This window comes from Caulobacter sp. KR2-114 (assembly GCF_049446115.1).
GTDB lineage: Bacteria > Pseudomonadota > Alphaproteobacteria > Caulobacterales > Caulobacteraceae > Acaudatibacter.
In genome coordinates this window covers 1-13005 of the sequence record NZ_JBMSEC010000009.1, presented here as the reverse complement: position 1 = coordinate 13005, position 13005 = coordinate 1, and the positions used below count along the sequence as shown (strand labels likewise).

The following is a 13005-nucleotide window of genomic DNA, read 5'->3' as shown; positions in this document are numbered from 1 at the left end:
TGTCGGGCGTGGCGTCTTTACCTGCTTGGTCCTGTCAATTGAGCAACGGCGACCACGCCGGATCGGATGCGGACAGCGGATAGGGCGCCGGGGCGACCATCCGGCCACTGACGTCCACGGTCCACAGCTTCGAGCCGCTGCCCGTGTCGCGCGAGAACATCAGCACCCGGCTGTTCGGCGCCCAGGTCGGCCCCTCGTCGAGGAAGCTGGTGGTCAGGATCCGCTCGCCCGAGCCGTCGGCGTTCATCACCCCGATGTGGAACTGCCCACCGTCCTGCCGGGTGAAGGCGATCAGCTTGCCGTCCGGGCTCCAGACGGGGGTCGAATACTGTCCGCCGCCGCCGGACAGGCGGCGCACGCCCGACCCGTCGGCGCTCATCACGTACAGCTGCTGCGAGCCGCCACGGTCGGAAGTGAACACCATCTGCCCGCCGTCCGGCGAGAACGAGGGCGAGGTGTCGATCGACGGGTCGGTGGTCACGCGCGTCGTCGAGTGGCTGCCCAGGTCCATCACGTAGATGTCGGTGTTGCCGCCACGCTCGACCGAGAACGCCACCTTGCGGCCGTCCGGCGAGAAGCGCGGTGCGAACACCATGCCCGGATAGTGGCCCAGCACCTCCTGGCGCCCGGTCTCGATGTTCAGCAGGTAGATGCTGGCGCCGGTGGGCCTCAGCGCCATGAAGGTGATCTCCTGGCTGTTGGAGGAGAACCGGGGCGTGAACACCATGTACGAGCCATCGGTGAGATAACTCGGATTGGCCCCATCCTGATCCATGATCGCCAGGCGCCGCACGCGCTTTATCTTCGGGCCGCTCTCGGCGACGAACACCACGCGGGTGTCGAAGTAGCCCTTCTCGCCGGTGAGCTTCTCGTAGACGGCGTCAGCGATCTTGTGCGCCAGGCGACGCCAGTTGTCGGGGGTGGTGGTGAACTGCAGGCCCAGCAGCTGTTCGCCGGCGTAGATGTCCCACAGGCGGAAGTCGACGCGCAGGCGCCCGTCGCCGTCGTTGGTGACCTGGCCGGTCAGCAGCGCCTGGGCGCTGATCTGTTTCCACTGGTCGAACTGCGGCTGCAGGTTCACGTCGAGGCGCTGCTGCACGAAGGTGCTGGGATCCAGCGGCCGGAACAGGCCCGAGCGCTGCAGGTCGGCCGACACCACCTGCGAGACCTGCGGCCCCACCGAGGTGCCGCCGAACGCCGGGATGGCGATCGGCAGGGGCTGGGTGATGCCCTGGTCGACGTTGACGACGATGTCCGCCCGCGCGGCCATCGGCGCCGCCAGAAGGAGGCCCGCCAGGAGCGCAAACAGGGTGGAAAACAGCTTCATGGTGCGAAACACCCTTATCTCCTAGCGGTTGGCGCAGGCCTTGGAGGCAATGAATCTAATCGGGATGTGCTGGCCGCGGAACTTCGGATCGTAGGGCTCGACCTTGTGCACCGCCGAGACGGCGCGGATGTACGAGGCGGCCACGGCCGGGTCGGACGACTTGTCGGCGCCGCCCGTGTCCACCCGGATGCGTCCGTTCATGTCGACGTCGATCGACAGGTTCACGTCCACCGGATCGGCGGCGCAGTTCGGGTTCCACAGCCGGTTCAGCAGTTGGCCGAGGCCCTCGACGTCGCCGGCGGTCGGTCCCGCGCTGCTGCCGGGCTGCGGCCGAGGCGCGGTGGACGGCCGCGACGGCCCGCGCGGCGCCGACGACGGCTTCGCGGCCTTGGCGTGCTGCAGGGCGGTGTCGATGCTGCTCTGCAGCCGGTTGAGGTCGAAGCTGGGCGCCGGCTGCGGCTTGGCGGGCGCGGGCTTGACGGGAGTCGGAACCGGCTTGGGCGTCGGCGCGGGCGTGACGGTCCTGGCCGGCGTCGGCCTGGGCGGCGGCGGGGCGGGCCGCGGCTTCGGCGGCGCCGGGGTCGGCGGCGCGGGCGTGCTCTGCACCGGCGGCGTGGGCTCCGGCGGGGCCTGCGGAACCGGGGTCTCGGTCTGCGCCGCCTGGGTCTGCGGCGCCGGTTCGGCGGCATGGGTCTCGGGCGCGTTGGCGACGATGTTGATCGGCACCGCGGTCCCGCCGATCTTCGCCTTGGGCAGCCCGAAGATGGCGACCACCGCCAGCACCAGCACGTGCAGCACCACCGCCGCCGCCAGGGCCGGCAGCCAGCTGTCGTCGCGCGTGCGGCTGGGGATCGCCAGGTTCACGGCTGGCCGGCTCCTCCCGCGGGTCCTTGCGGCCCCACCGGCTTCACGGCGCCGCCCTGCGGCGCGCCCGAGGACGGGCCGCCGGTGTCGGTGATCAGGTTGATCGAGGAGAATCCCGACGACGACAGGCTGGCCATCACCTGGGCGACGATGGCGTAGGGCGCGCGGCCATCGGCGCGCACATAGATCGGCCGGCTGAAGCCCTGGCCGGACATGTCGCGCAGCGTCGCCGAGAAGTTCTCGAACGGCACCGGCGTCTCGTTGAGGAAGATGGCGCCGTCCGCCTTGACCGAGACCGTCAGCGGCTCGGTCTGGTCCTGCATCGCCCCGGCCTCGGTCTTGGGCAGCTGCAGCGGCACGCCGACGGTCAGCAGGGGCGCGGAGATCATGAAGATGATCAGCAGCACCAGCATCACGTCGACCAGCGGGGTGACGTTGATCTCCGACAGCGCCGCGCGGCGCGCGCGCCGGGCCCGGCCGCGGCGACGGCCGCCGCCGATGGAGTCGTTGACCGCCAGCGCCATGCGTCTAGGCCCGCTCGGCCAGGCGCCGCTGGATCGCGGTCACCAGGTCGTCGGCGAAGCCCTCCAGGCGCGCCGTGTACTTGGCCGCGTCGCCGGAGAACTTGTTGTAGGCGATATAGGCCGGGATCGCCGCCGCCAGGCCGATGGCCGTGGCGAACAGGGCTTCGGCGATGCCCGGGGCCACGACCGCCAGGTTGGTGTTCTTCTCGGTGGCGATCGACTGGAACGAGCTCATGATGCCCCACACCGTGCCGAACAGGCCGATGAACGGCGAGGCCGTGGCGACAATGGCGAGCAGGCTCAGGCCGGTCTCCACCTTCTGCGACTCGCGGGCGATGACGCTGTCCAGCACCCGGTCGATGCGCTGGATCAGAAACGCCGTCTGCGCTTCGGCGTTGCCGCCGGACAGCAGGCCCTTGGCCCGCGCGTCGCGCCATTCGCGCAGCGCCGCCTGCAGCATGCGCGGCAGGGCCTGGCGCGGGGCGTCGCCGGCTGCGGCGGCGATGTCCTCCAGCGAGCGGCCCGAGCCGACCTCGTTCTCGAAGCGGTTGGCGAAGCTGTTCAGCCCGGTGAACCGCACCGCCTTCTCGATGATCACCGTCCACGACCAGATCGAGGCGATGCCCAGCCCCGCCAGCACCAGCCGAACCACGATGTTGGCGTGGGTGATCACATAGAGGGCGTTCAGATGGTCGGGAGAGATGCTGCCGGTCGGTTCCATGGGGTGCGTCTTACGGGAACGGGGATGGTGAAACTATGGCGCGACTGAAACGGCCAGAAGGGGCCGCAGACGCGTCACGAGTTCGGCGGGCGGACGGCGCGGACGACCATCCGGAGTGATGCAGGCGGCGGTGACGCCGGCCTCGGCGATCAGCTCGCCGGCGCGCTCGATGCGCTGCCCGATGATCAGCCGCACGCCGCGGATCTCGTCGTAGGTGGTGCGCACCAAGAGGGCGTCGTCGACCCGCGCCGCCTTGCGGAAATCCAGCTCCACGCGCGTCACCACGAAGGCGCAGGGATCGGGTCGCTCCAGCAGGGTGGTGTGGTCGATGCCGACGACCCGCAGGTAGTCGCTTCGCCCCCGCTCGAAATAGCGCAGGTAGTTGGCGTGGTAGACGAGGCCGGTGAAGTCGGTGTCCTCGTAATAGATCCGGACCGGGAGCCGATGCTCGCGGCCCTCCAGCACGCCGGCGGTGGGAGTCTCAAGCATCGGCTCGCCCTCCGACAGGGGTCGCGTCCAGCCGATTGGCCACGAAGCGCAGCAGGAAGCGATCGTCATCGCGCGACGTGAGGCGGCCTACGAGTGCAAGCAGATAGAGAAAGGCCAGGGGGGCGGCGAATTCCGCAGCCCGGAAACCCAGGGTGTGCGACGCCATCGGCAGAATCCCGCCGAGCGACATGACGGCGACCCAGACCACGGCGAACATCCAGACGCCGCGGCCCAGTCCGAGACGGCAGCGCACCCGTGAGCCGGCGCTGTCGGGCAGCACCATTAGGTGAAGCTCGGGACGAAAATCATTTCGCCAGACCGTCAGTCGGCGCCTGAGCCGCGCCTCGCCATCACCCACCCAGCCCACCACCGCCGCATCGGTCAATGGCCACATCCACGAGCCGACCTGTGGCTTCAGACGGGCCGTGCAGGCGGCGGGGTTCAGGCTGGTCGTCAGGGTGAAGTCCCGCGGGCCGACGAGCCAGATCCAGTGCGTGCGCAGCCAGTTCATCAGCTGTCCTCGTCGAACAGGCTGCCCTGGCGGCGGGCGGGCGGGATGACCACTACCTCGGCGGGCGCGGCCAGGCCGAGGTGCTCGTAGGCTCTGGCGCAGGCCAGGCGTCCGCGCGGGGTGCGCTGGATGAAGCCCTGCTGCATCAGGAAGGGCTCGATCACGTCCTCCACCGCGTCGCGGGCCTCGGCGATGGCGTAGGCCAGGGTCTCGACCCCGGCCGGCCCGCCGCCGTAGTTGCTGATCAGGGCGTTCAGATAGCGCCGGTCCAGGCTGTCCAGGCCCGAGGCGTCGACCTCCAGCCGGGCGAGGCCGCGGGCGGCGCAGGCCTGGTCGATCACCGCCGCGCCCTCGGCGTCGGCGAAGTCGCGCACCCGGCGCAGCAGCCGTCCGGCCACCCGCGGCGTGCCGCGCGCCCGCCGGGCGATCTCCATGGCGCCGTCGTCCGACAGGTTCGCGCCCATCTTGCGCGCCGCCCCGGTCAGCACCCGCTGCAGCTCCTGCGGGGTATAGAACTCCAGCCGGATTGGGATGCCGAAGCGGTCGCGCAGCGGCGTCGCCAGCAGGCCGGCGCGGGTGGTCGCCGCCACCAGGGTGAAGGGCGCCAGGTCGATGCGCACGGTGCGCGCCGAGGGCCCCTCGCCGATCACCAGATCCAGGGCGTGGTCCTCCATGGCCGGGTAGAGGATTTCCTCCACATTGGCGGCCAGGCGGTGGATCTCGTCGATGAACAGGACGTCGTTGGCTTCCAGATTGGTGAGGATGGCCGCCAGGTCGCCGGCCTTGGCCAGCACCGGCCCGGAGGTGGCGCGGAAGTTCACCCCCAGCTCGCGGGCGACGATCTGCGCCAGGGTGGTCTTGCCCAGCCCCGGCGGGCCGAACAGCAGCACGTGGTCCAGCGCCTCGCCGCGGGCGCGGGCGGCGTCGATGAAGATCTTCAGGTTGGCCTTGGCCTGCTCCTGGCCGACGAACTCCGCCAGGGTCTGGGGCCTGAGCGCCCGGTCCGTCGGCTCGAAGGCCCCGGCCTCGCCTGACACGAGCCGGCTCATGCTCCGCTCCCTTCTGCCCCTTCCCCGCAGGGGGGAGGGGTTTGAGCGTATCCGTTCATCGCCCGAGCTCCTGCAGGGCCGCCTTGATCAGCGCCGCCTCAGGGGCGTCCTCGCCCAGGCGGATGGCGGCCTGGTCGACCACGCGGCGGGCGGTGACCTCGGCGACGCCCAGGCCCATCAGTGCGGCCACCGCCTCGCCCGCGGCGGACACCGGCGGCGGGCCGGCGGGCGCGGCCGTGGCGTGGAAGGCGGCGACGGCGCCGTCGCCCAGGGGCTTGCCCTTCAATTCGGTGACGATGCGCAGCGCCAGCTTCGGCCCGACGCCGTTCGCCCGCGCCACCACGGCCTTGTCCTCGCGCGCCGCCGCCTGCGCCAGTTCGCCGGGGCTCAGGACGTCGAGCACGGCCAGGGCCGCCTTGGGACCGACCCCCTGGATGCTCTGGAGGATGACGAAGGCGCGGCGCTCGTCCCGGGTGAGGAAGCCGTATAGCCGCATGCCGGTGGCCTCGGCCCACTGGCTCTCCACATGCAGCAGGGTCTCGTCGCCAGGCGCCGGCAGCCGGCCCAGAGTCCTGGACCCGCAGCGCACCACATAGCCGACGCCGCCGACGTCGATCAGCGCATCCTCCTCGGCGACCTCCGCCACCACCCCGCGCAGCCGTCCGATCATCGCCCGGCGCTCCGGGTCGCCGCGCTCCGCGCCAACCGTCTCGCCGCCGCCAGTCGGGCCGCCGCCGGGGTCTGCGGCGCCTCGGACGCCGCCAGCGCCGCGGCCTGCACGCGCGCCTGGTTGGCCTGGCCGCCGTAGCCCTGGCGCAGCAGGGTGCGGCCATGGGCGTGGGCGATGGCCACCGCCAGGGCGTCGGCGGCGTCGGCCGTGGGGTTCCCGGCCGCCGGCAGCAGGCGGGCGATCATGAAGGCCACCTGGTCCTTCTCCGCCCCGCCGGTGCCGACCACCGCCTTCTTCACCACCTTGGCGGCGTACTCGGCCACCGGCAGCCCGGCCTGGGCCGGGGCCAGCATGGCGGCCGCGCGGGCATGCCCCAGCTTCAGGGTCGACTGGCCATTGGCGGTCATGAAGGTTTCTTCGATCGCCGCCTCGTGTGGCCGATGCGTCTCGATGATCGCCGCCACCGCCTGGAACACCGCCAGCAGCCGCTCGGCCAGGGGCGCCTTGTCGGCCGGCGCGATCACCCCGTGGGCGATGTGGGTCAGGCGCGAGCCCTCCACCGCCACCACCCCCCAGCCGGTGCGGCGAAGCCCGGGATCAAGGCCAAGAATCCGAATCGTGTTCGTCATGTGTTCCGCCAGCATCGCGCGCGGCGATCCATAGGGGAAGCCGCGCCCTGGAGGGTTAACAGCCGGTTTAAATCATCCCTCGGCGCCGACGCCAGCCGCGCCGGCCGGCGCCGGCGAGAATAGCGCCGACAGCATCCGCTCGCGCACGGCCGCCGCGTCGACGGCGACGCAGACCTCGGCGTTGGCCGGGCCGTCGCCCCGTCGCAGTCGCCCCCGCCGCTCGGCCTCGAGCACGACCCGCGCGGCCTCGAACTCGAACAGCTCCGGCCAGAGCACGGCGGCGGCGGCTACGGCGTCGTGCGGCCGGCAGCCGTCCCCGCCCCAGACCCGCGCGTGGAAGTCCATGTACGGGCCCGCCGCCCGCGCCAGGCGCTGCATCAGCGGCCAGGTCGACGCCTGCGCGGCGGCCATGAACGGCGCGCGCTCCAGCAGCACCTGGCTGGTGATGTCCAGCGGCACGAGACGCGGCGTCACCCCGTTCAGCAGCACCCGCTGCATCGCCTCGGGATCGCTCCAGGTGTTGAAGTCGGCGCCGTCCGCGCCCCGCCCCTCGACCGCGAAGGCGCCCGCCATGACCACCGGCGCCCAGCCGCGGAACACCCCGGGATCGTCGAGCATGCCAAGGGCGAGATTGGTCAGCGGGCCGAGGAACAGCCCCTGGATCCCGCTGCGCTGCGCCATCGCCAGCCGGCTGAAGCCGTGGGCGCGCTGCAGGGGCGGGAACTTGCGTCGGAACGAGCCGCCCTGGCCGTTCAGCCCGTCCTGGCCATGCCCGCGCTGGTCCCGGTCGGGCGCCAGGCCGGACAGGCCGACCCCGGCGCCGACGAACACCTCGGTGACGCACAACGATTGGCGCAGCACCATGTTGGCGTTGCTGGCCGCCTGGTCGACCCAGGTGTTGCCGAACACCGAACTGACCGCGGCGATCTTCGCCCCGGCGTGCGCCAGCATCACCAGCGCCAGGGCGTCGTCCACCCCGCCGTCGGTGTCGATGTGCAGGGGAGCCATGGAAGCCTCGCGCCGGTCCGCCCGCTGTCTACCAGGGCGCGAGGGGACCGGTAAGGGTGGGCCCCAATTCCACTGTCATCCCGGAATCCGCACAGCGGATATCCGGGACCGCGGCAGGCGCGAGCGCTCGCGACTCCTGCAACCCTCAGCGCTTCCGGCGGTCCCGGATATGGGCTGGCGCCCATTCCGGGATGACAGGGAATGGATCAGGCCGTCAGCTTGGCCAGTTCGTCCTCGGGGATGTCGGCGTTGGACCAGACGTTCTGCACGTCGTCGTCGTCGTCGAGGGCGTCGATCAGCTTCAGCAGGGTCGCGGCCGGATCGCCGGAGATCGGCGTCTCGGTCTGCGGCTTCCAGATCACCCGGGTGGACTTGGCGGCGCCCAGCACCGCTTCCAGCGCCTCGGCCACCGACGAGAGGTTCTCGAAGCTGGTGGTGATCACGTGGCCTTCGCCGTCCTCGCCGAGATCGCTCTCTACATCGTCGGCCCCCGCCTCGATGGCCGCCTCCATCAGCTTGTCCTCCGACCCGGCGGACTCCGGATAGATGATCTGGCCGACCCGGTTCCACATGAAGCTGACCGAACCGGTCTCGCCCAGATTGCCGCCGTTCTTGGCGAACGCGGCGCGCACGTTGGCGGCGGTGCGGTTGCGGTTGTCGGTAAGCACCTCGACGATCAGGCCGACCCCACCGGGGCCGAAGCCCTCGTAGCGGATCTCTTCCATGTTGTCGGCCTCGCCGCCGGCGGCCTTCTTGATCGCCCGGTCGATGTTGTCCTTGGGCATGGACTCGGCCTTGGCGTTGGCCACGGCCAGGCGCAGGCGGGCGTTGGCCGCCGGGTCGGGCAGGCCGGTCTTGGCGGCGATGGTGATGTCGCGCGACAGCTTGGAGAACAGCTTGGAGCGGACCTTGTCCTGCTTGCCTTTGCGGAACTGGATATTCTTGAATTTTGAGTGGCCGGCCATGGGTCTCGCGCGGGACGTCTGAATTGGAGGCAGCGCTTCTACCGCCGCGCGGCGCCCGGGGCAAATCGCCAGTCCGGCGACGCGGCCGGCCGGCGCACCCCCGGAGCTAGCAGTCGAACCGCTCGATCGCCCCCGGGGTCAGCGCGAACACCGCGTCCTGCGGCACATCCAGGTGGCGGACCTCTTCCAGGGTCAGGCCCAGGTGCACGCCGCGCATCACCTTGCCGGCCCCCGCGTGGGTCACGGCGAGAATGTTGTCGGGGCCTGCCGCGTGTTCGGCCGGGAAGTCGCCCAGGCGCGCGGCCGCAGCCTGCCACGGTTCGCCGTCCGGCGAATGCATGAAGAACGGCTGGCCGGCGAGATCCGGCCGCAGCGCCTCGATCTGCGGCCGCGCCAGGCCTTCCCACGACCCGATGGACAGCTCGATCAACCGCTCGTCGGTGTCGAAGCCGCCGCCGAGCCCGGCCGCCTCGGCGATCAACCGCGCCGTGGCCTGGGTGCGGCCGAGCGGGCTGGCCACGATCCGCCACGCCCCGCCGGCGGCGATGCGCGGCGCGAACCAGGCGCCCACCTGCCGCGCCTGGTCGACGCCCAGGGCGGTCAGCGGCGAGTCGATGCGACCCTGGAGCTTGTGGTCGCGATTGAATTCGGTCTGGCCGTGGCGGATGAGATAGATCATGGCGCACCTCTAGCGGCCGGCGCCAGGATCGTCAGCGCCGGTCGACAGGAACCGGCCGCTGCCCCCGCCGTTGCGAGCAGGCGCCGCACGAAAGGCCCGACCCGATGCCCGACTTCACCCCCGACGCCAACGCGATCGACCTCAACGAGCCCGAGGAGCTGCCGAGCCCGGTCGTCACCTGGCCGCGGTACGAGCGCTCGCACGCGCGGCATGGCATCGCCGCCGGGGGCGCTGCGGCGGGGGGTGTGGCGGTGGGCAGCGGCCTGGCGCTGGCGTTCGCCCTCGGGGCGGTCGCCGTGGGCGCCGTGGCCATCGGCGCCCTGGCGCTCGGCCGGCTCAGCGTCGGCTCGGCCCGGTTCGGCAAGGTCGAGATCGATGAGCTGGTGGTCGGCAAGCTGAAGGTGCGCGAACGCCAGCGCTGAGGCTGAACCTTGTTCGCCGGCGTCCGAACCGCTAGAAGCGCCGCCATGGCCAGCCAGCGCGCCATCTTCGATCGTCTGTCCGCCACCAGCGCCCGCGCGCTCGGGGGCCGAGGTCTCGTCGTCTCCGGCTGACCCCTGCGGAGTGGCGCCGGCGCCCTCCGGCGGCCCGGAGACGTAAAGCCCCCGCCCCTTCCCCAAGACAATCCGATCGAAGCGAGGTCTTCGTGCTTTCCCTCTATAACGCCAATGGGCTGGTCGCCTGGACCGCCCGCGAAATCCGCCTGCGCGAGATGATGATCGCGCACTTTTCCGCCGAGGTGACCGACTTCCTCAAGGCTGCCAATCCGGCCTGGGACGTCCGCCGCGTCGAGGCGCCGGAGCTGGTGCCGCGTGAGCTGATCTCGGCCGCCTACGGCCCCGAGGACGTGTTCCTGCAGCAGCAGCTGTCGCCCCACGACGTCGAGCTGGTGCTGCGCCCGGAGACGACCCCGGCGACCTACGCCTACATGCGCCACCTGCTGGCCAGCCATCCGCCGGCCCGGCCGCCGTTCTGCGTGTGGCAGGCGGGCAAGTCGTTTCGCCGCGAACAGGACCAGGCCACCAAGCACATGCGGCTCAAGGAATTCTGGCAGATGGAATTCCAGTGCGCCTTCACCGCCGACACCGCCAACGACTACCACGCCGCGGCGCTGGAGCCGGTGCGCCGGATGATCGGGGCGATGACCGGCCTGCCGTCACGCATCGTGCCCTCCGACCGTCTGCCGGCCTATTCCGAGATCACCATGGATGTGGAGGTCGACAACGGGGACAAGTGGATGGAGATCGCCTCGATCTCCCGCCGCACGGACTTCCCGCAGACGGTCAGCTTCCCGCTGAAGGGCGGCGGGACGCGCGAACTGGCGGTCAAGGTCCTGGAGATCGCCATCGGCCTGGACCGCTGCGTGTACTGCTGGAACGTGGCGGATGGGATGCGGTAGGGGCGGCGCCAACCTGCGGCCCCCTCCACCATCGGGCTCTCGCCCGACGGTCCCCCTCCCCCGCTCCGCTTCGCTACGCGTGGGAGGAGACGAGGCGGCGACGCTGCCGCTCCTGCCCCGTGAAACGGGGAAGGGGGACCATTCGGCCGAAGGTCGAATGGTGGAAGGGGCCTGCGAGGCCGCCGGCTAGGCCCCCGCCATCTCCACCGCCGGCACGGTCTGGGCCAGGCGGCCGCCGATGCGGATCGGTTCGATGCGGCGGGCGAGGCCGGTCTGGGGGTCGGTCTCCAGGTAGACGCCGCACACGGTCGCCGGGCCCTCCGCGGGCTTGTAGCGGCCGCCGGAGATGCGGGTGGTGAAGCGGCGCAGGGGCTCTTCCTTGTCGTTGCCGATCACGCTGTCGTAGTCGGCGCAGGCCCCGGCGTCGGTCTGGTAGGCGGTGCCGCCGTTGAGGATCTGGGCGTCGGCGGTGGGCACGTGGCTGTGGGTGCCGACCACCAGGCTGGCGCGGCCGTCGCAGAAGTGGCCCATGGCCATCTTCTCGCTGGTGGCCTCGGCGTGCATGTCGACGACGATGGCGTCGGCGGCCAGGCCCAGCGGACAGGCGTTCAGCTCGCGCTCCACCGCGGCGAACGGGTCGTCCAGGGCGTCCATGAACACCCGGCCCAGCAGGTTGACCACCATGACGTTGTGGCCGCGCTCGGTGGTGAACATCTGCGCCCCGCGGCCCGGCGCGTCGGCCATCACCGGATAGTTCAGCGGCCGGATCAGCCGGGGTTCGCGGACGATGTAGGTCAGCGCCTCCTTCTGGTCCCACGAGTGGTTGCCCAGGGTCAGGCAGTCGGCCCCCGCCGCGAACAGCTCGCGCGCGGTGTTCTCGGTGATGCCGAAGCCGGCGGCGGCGTTCTCGGCGTTGACGATGACGAACTCGAGGTCCAGGCGGCGCTTGAGGCCGGGAAGGTGTTCGGCGAGGCCGTCGCGGCCGGCGCGGCCGACGATGTCCCCGAAGAAGGCGATACGCATCAGAAGTCCTTTCGAACTTCCCTATAACCCGTTTCCGTCAGGATGGCGTCCAGACGCTGGTCATGCGGCTCCATGTCCAGATGCGCCACCTCCTGGCCGGCGAAGGCGAGGCCCAGGACGAACAGTGGCTTGACGGCGCGGATCGCGGCGATGGTGCGGTCGTAGTGCCCGCCGCCCTGGCCCAGCCGCCCGCCCGCCGCGTCGAAGCCCAGCAGCGGGGCGATCAACAGGTCGGGCGCCGCCTCGGGCGCCTGGGGCGGCGGCGAAGGGATGCCGAAGGCGTCGGGGGCCGGAACATCGCCCGGCCGCACCAGCCGGAACACCAGCGGCGCGTCCGGCGCCGCGGCCGGCAGCGCGGTCAGCGCGCCGTGCTCGGCGAGGCGGGCGATCAGCGGCGCCGGGTCCATCTCGGCGCCCAGGGCATGGTAGCCGCCGACCACGGCGAAGCGGCCGAGGAGGGCGGTAGGCAACGCCGCGGCCGCCAGGGCCGCGGCCTGCGGCGCGCTGACGGCCAGGGCGCGCCGGCGCGCGCGCAGGATGCGTCGCAAGCCCGGCTTGCCGGTCGGCAGATCGTGCGGGAGCGCGTCGGAAGCCAGGACAGCCTCTCGCAAAACGGGTGGCGGCGCCGCGTAGAACCGTGAAGGCGGTTTAAATCCCCTCGGACCTGGTAGACCAGGTGGGCGCCGTGTGTCCGGAACCACGGTTCCGGTCAGGGACAGCTCCCTTACGAGTGAATTAAGGTCCCCGGGATTTGGTGCCTTCGACGCGAGCCGCAGCAAGACCCGCCGGGGCCTAACGTAGGGCGCGGCCGGGGCCGGCACAAGCGCTGCGGGGCGAGCAACACATTTCCTCTCATCCCGACGAAAGTCGGGACCCAGGCACAACCCTCCGCTGGCAGGGCCACGTCATGCCGCCCGTGGAGAAAACCCAGTGATTTCAGACTTTTGCCTGGGTCCCGTGAGTTCTCAAACGAAGTGCAACACTCCCTTGTGGGAGTGTGGGGATGGGACGCAGCTACACACAGCTCGATCTGGAGGAGAGGTGTGCGATTGCCCGCCTTCATGAAGGCGGGCAATCGATCCGGCAAATCGCTGCAGCTCTGGATCGCTCGCCATCGAGCATCAGTCGCGAGCTGAAGCGCAATACG

The 13005-nt window shown here is 71.2% G+C and carries 16 protein-coding genes, 1 other RNA gene and 1 pseudogene; 3 read left to right on the top strand and 15 right to left on the bottom strand.

The window, feature by feature from the left end:
• Positions 1–34 precede the first annotated feature (34 nt).
• The 12 genes and pseudogenes from tolB to ACO2Q3_RS24845 form a co-directional block, all read right to left on the bottom strand.
• Positions 35–1327, bottom strand: a complete 1293-nt coding sequence (gene tolB, locus ACO2Q3_RS24900) for a Tol-Pal system beta propeller repeat protein TolB (RefSeq protein ID WP_423311953.1) — start codon at positions 1325–1327, stop codon at positions 35–37.
• 21 nt (positions 1328–1348) lie between these two features.
• Positions 1349–2191 (bottom strand): hypothetical protein, encoded by an 843-nt coding sequence (locus tag ACO2Q3_RS24895; RefSeq protein ID WP_423311653.1) that lies wholly within the window; start codon positions 2189–2191, stop codon positions 1349–1351.
• Positions 2188–2715, bottom strand: a complete 528-nt coding sequence (locus tag ACO2Q3_RS24890) for an ExbD/TolR family protein (protein WP_423311652.1) — start codon at positions 2713–2715, stop codon at positions 2188–2190. Before ACO2Q3_RS24890 ends, ACO2Q3_RS24895 begins: the two co-directional genes overlap by 4 nt.
• Positions 2716–2719: 4 nt before the next feature.
• Positions 2720–3436, bottom strand: a complete 717-nt coding sequence (gene tolQ / locus ACO2Q3_RS24885) for a protein TolQ (protein WP_423311650.1) — start codon at positions 3434–3436, stop codon at positions 2720–2722.
• Between the two features lie 33 nt (positions 3437–3469).
• Positions 3470–3925 (bottom strand): tol-pal system-associated acyl-CoA thioesterase, encoded by a 456-nt coding sequence (gene ybgC / locus ACO2Q3_RS24880; protein WP_423311648.1) that lies wholly within the window; start codon positions 3923–3925, stop codon positions 3470–3472.
• On the bottom strand, positions 3918–4436 hold the full coding sequence (locus ACO2Q3_RS24875) for a hypothetical protein (protein WP_423311646.1): 519 nt from the start codon (positions 4434–4436) through the stop codon (positions 3918–3920). The genes ybgC and ACO2Q3_RS24875 overlap by 8 nt, the downstream gene beginning before the upstream one ends.
• On the bottom strand, positions 4436–5485 hold the full coding sequence (ruvB, locus tag ACO2Q3_RS24870) for a Holliday junction branch migration DNA helicase RuvB (protein ID WP_423311644.1): 1050 nt from the start codon (positions 5483–5485) through the stop codon (positions 4436–4438). Before ruvB ends, ACO2Q3_RS24875 begins: the two co-directional genes overlap by 1 nt.
• 55 nt (positions 5486–5540) lie before the next feature.
• The gene (gene ruvA / locus ACO2Q3_RS24865; protein WP_423311642.1) at positions 5541–6155 is read right to left on the bottom strand and encodes a Holliday junction branch migration protein RuvA; all 615 of its coding nucleotides are present in this window, start codon (positions 6153–6155) and stop codon (positions 5541–5543) included.
• Between the two features lie 140 nt (positions 6156–6295).
• Positions 6296–6784: pseudogene (ruvC, locus tag ACO2Q3_RS24860) on the bottom strand (crossover junction endodeoxyribonuclease RuvC); the annotation flags it as partial.
• A 72-nt stretch (positions 6785–6856) separates the two neighbouring features.
• Positions 6857–7792, bottom strand: a complete 936-nt coding sequence (locus tag ACO2Q3_RS24855; protein WP_423311640.1) for a nucleoside hydrolase — start codon at positions 7790–7792, stop codon at positions 6857–6859.
• 206 nt (positions 7793–7998) lie between these two features.
• Positions 7999–8757 (bottom strand): YebC/PmpR family DNA-binding transcriptional regulator, encoded by a 759-nt coding sequence (locus tag ACO2Q3_RS24850; RefSeq protein ID WP_423311638.1) that lies wholly within the window; start codon positions 8755–8757, stop codon positions 7999–8001.
• Between the two features lie 106 nt (positions 8758–8863).
• Positions 8864–9436, bottom strand: coding sequence for a histidine phosphatase family protein (locus ACO2Q3_RS24845; RefSeq protein ID WP_423311636.1), 573 nt, complete (start codon positions 9434–9436; stop codon positions 8864–8866).
• 104 nt (positions 9437–9540) lie between these two features.
• Here ACO2Q3_RS24845 and ACO2Q3_RS24840 point away from each other — a divergent pair, with 104 nt between their 5' ends.
• Entirely contained in the window at positions 9541–9858 is a 318-nt protein-coding gene (locus ACO2Q3_RS24840; RefSeq protein WP_423311634.1) for a hypothetical protein, read from the top strand.
• 224 nt (positions 9859–10082) lie between these two features.
• Positions 10083–10835, top strand: coding sequence for an aminoacyl--tRNA ligase-related protein (locus tag ACO2Q3_RS24835; protein ID WP_423311632.1), 753 nt, complete (start codon positions 10083–10085; stop codon positions 10833–10835).
• Positions 10836–11021: 186 nt separating this feature from the next.
• Here the strand turns inward: ACO2Q3_RS24835 and ACO2Q3_RS24830 are convergent, their stop codons facing one another.
• From ACO2Q3_RS24830 to ssrS, 3 genes are all read right to left on the bottom strand, one after another.
• Complete coding sequence (locus tag ACO2Q3_RS24830) at positions 11022–11858, bottom strand: TIGR00282 family metallophosphoesterase (RefSeq protein ID WP_423311630.1); 837 nt, start codon at positions 11856–11858, stop codon at positions 11022–11024.
• Positions 11858–12406: a 5-formyltetrahydrofolate cyclo-ligase gene (locus tag ACO2Q3_RS24825; protein ID WP_423311628.1), complete on the bottom strand. Its 549-nt coding sequence runs from the start codon at positions 12404–12406 to the stop codon at positions 11858–11860. The genes ACO2Q3_RS24830 and ACO2Q3_RS24825 overlap by 1 nt, the downstream gene beginning before the upstream one ends.
• 70 nt (positions 12407–12476) lie before the next feature.
• A non-coding RNA gene (gene ssrS / locus ACO2Q3_RS24820) (6S RNA) lies at positions 12477–12640 on the bottom strand.
• A gap of 221 nt (positions 12641–12861) precedes the next feature.
• On the opposite strand from ssrS, the gene ACO2Q3_RS24815 reads away from it, so the two are divergent.
• Positions 12862–13005 (top strand): helix-turn-helix domain-containing protein (locus ACO2Q3_RS24815; protein WP_423308898.1); only part of this gene is annotated, 144 nt, incomplete at its 3' end.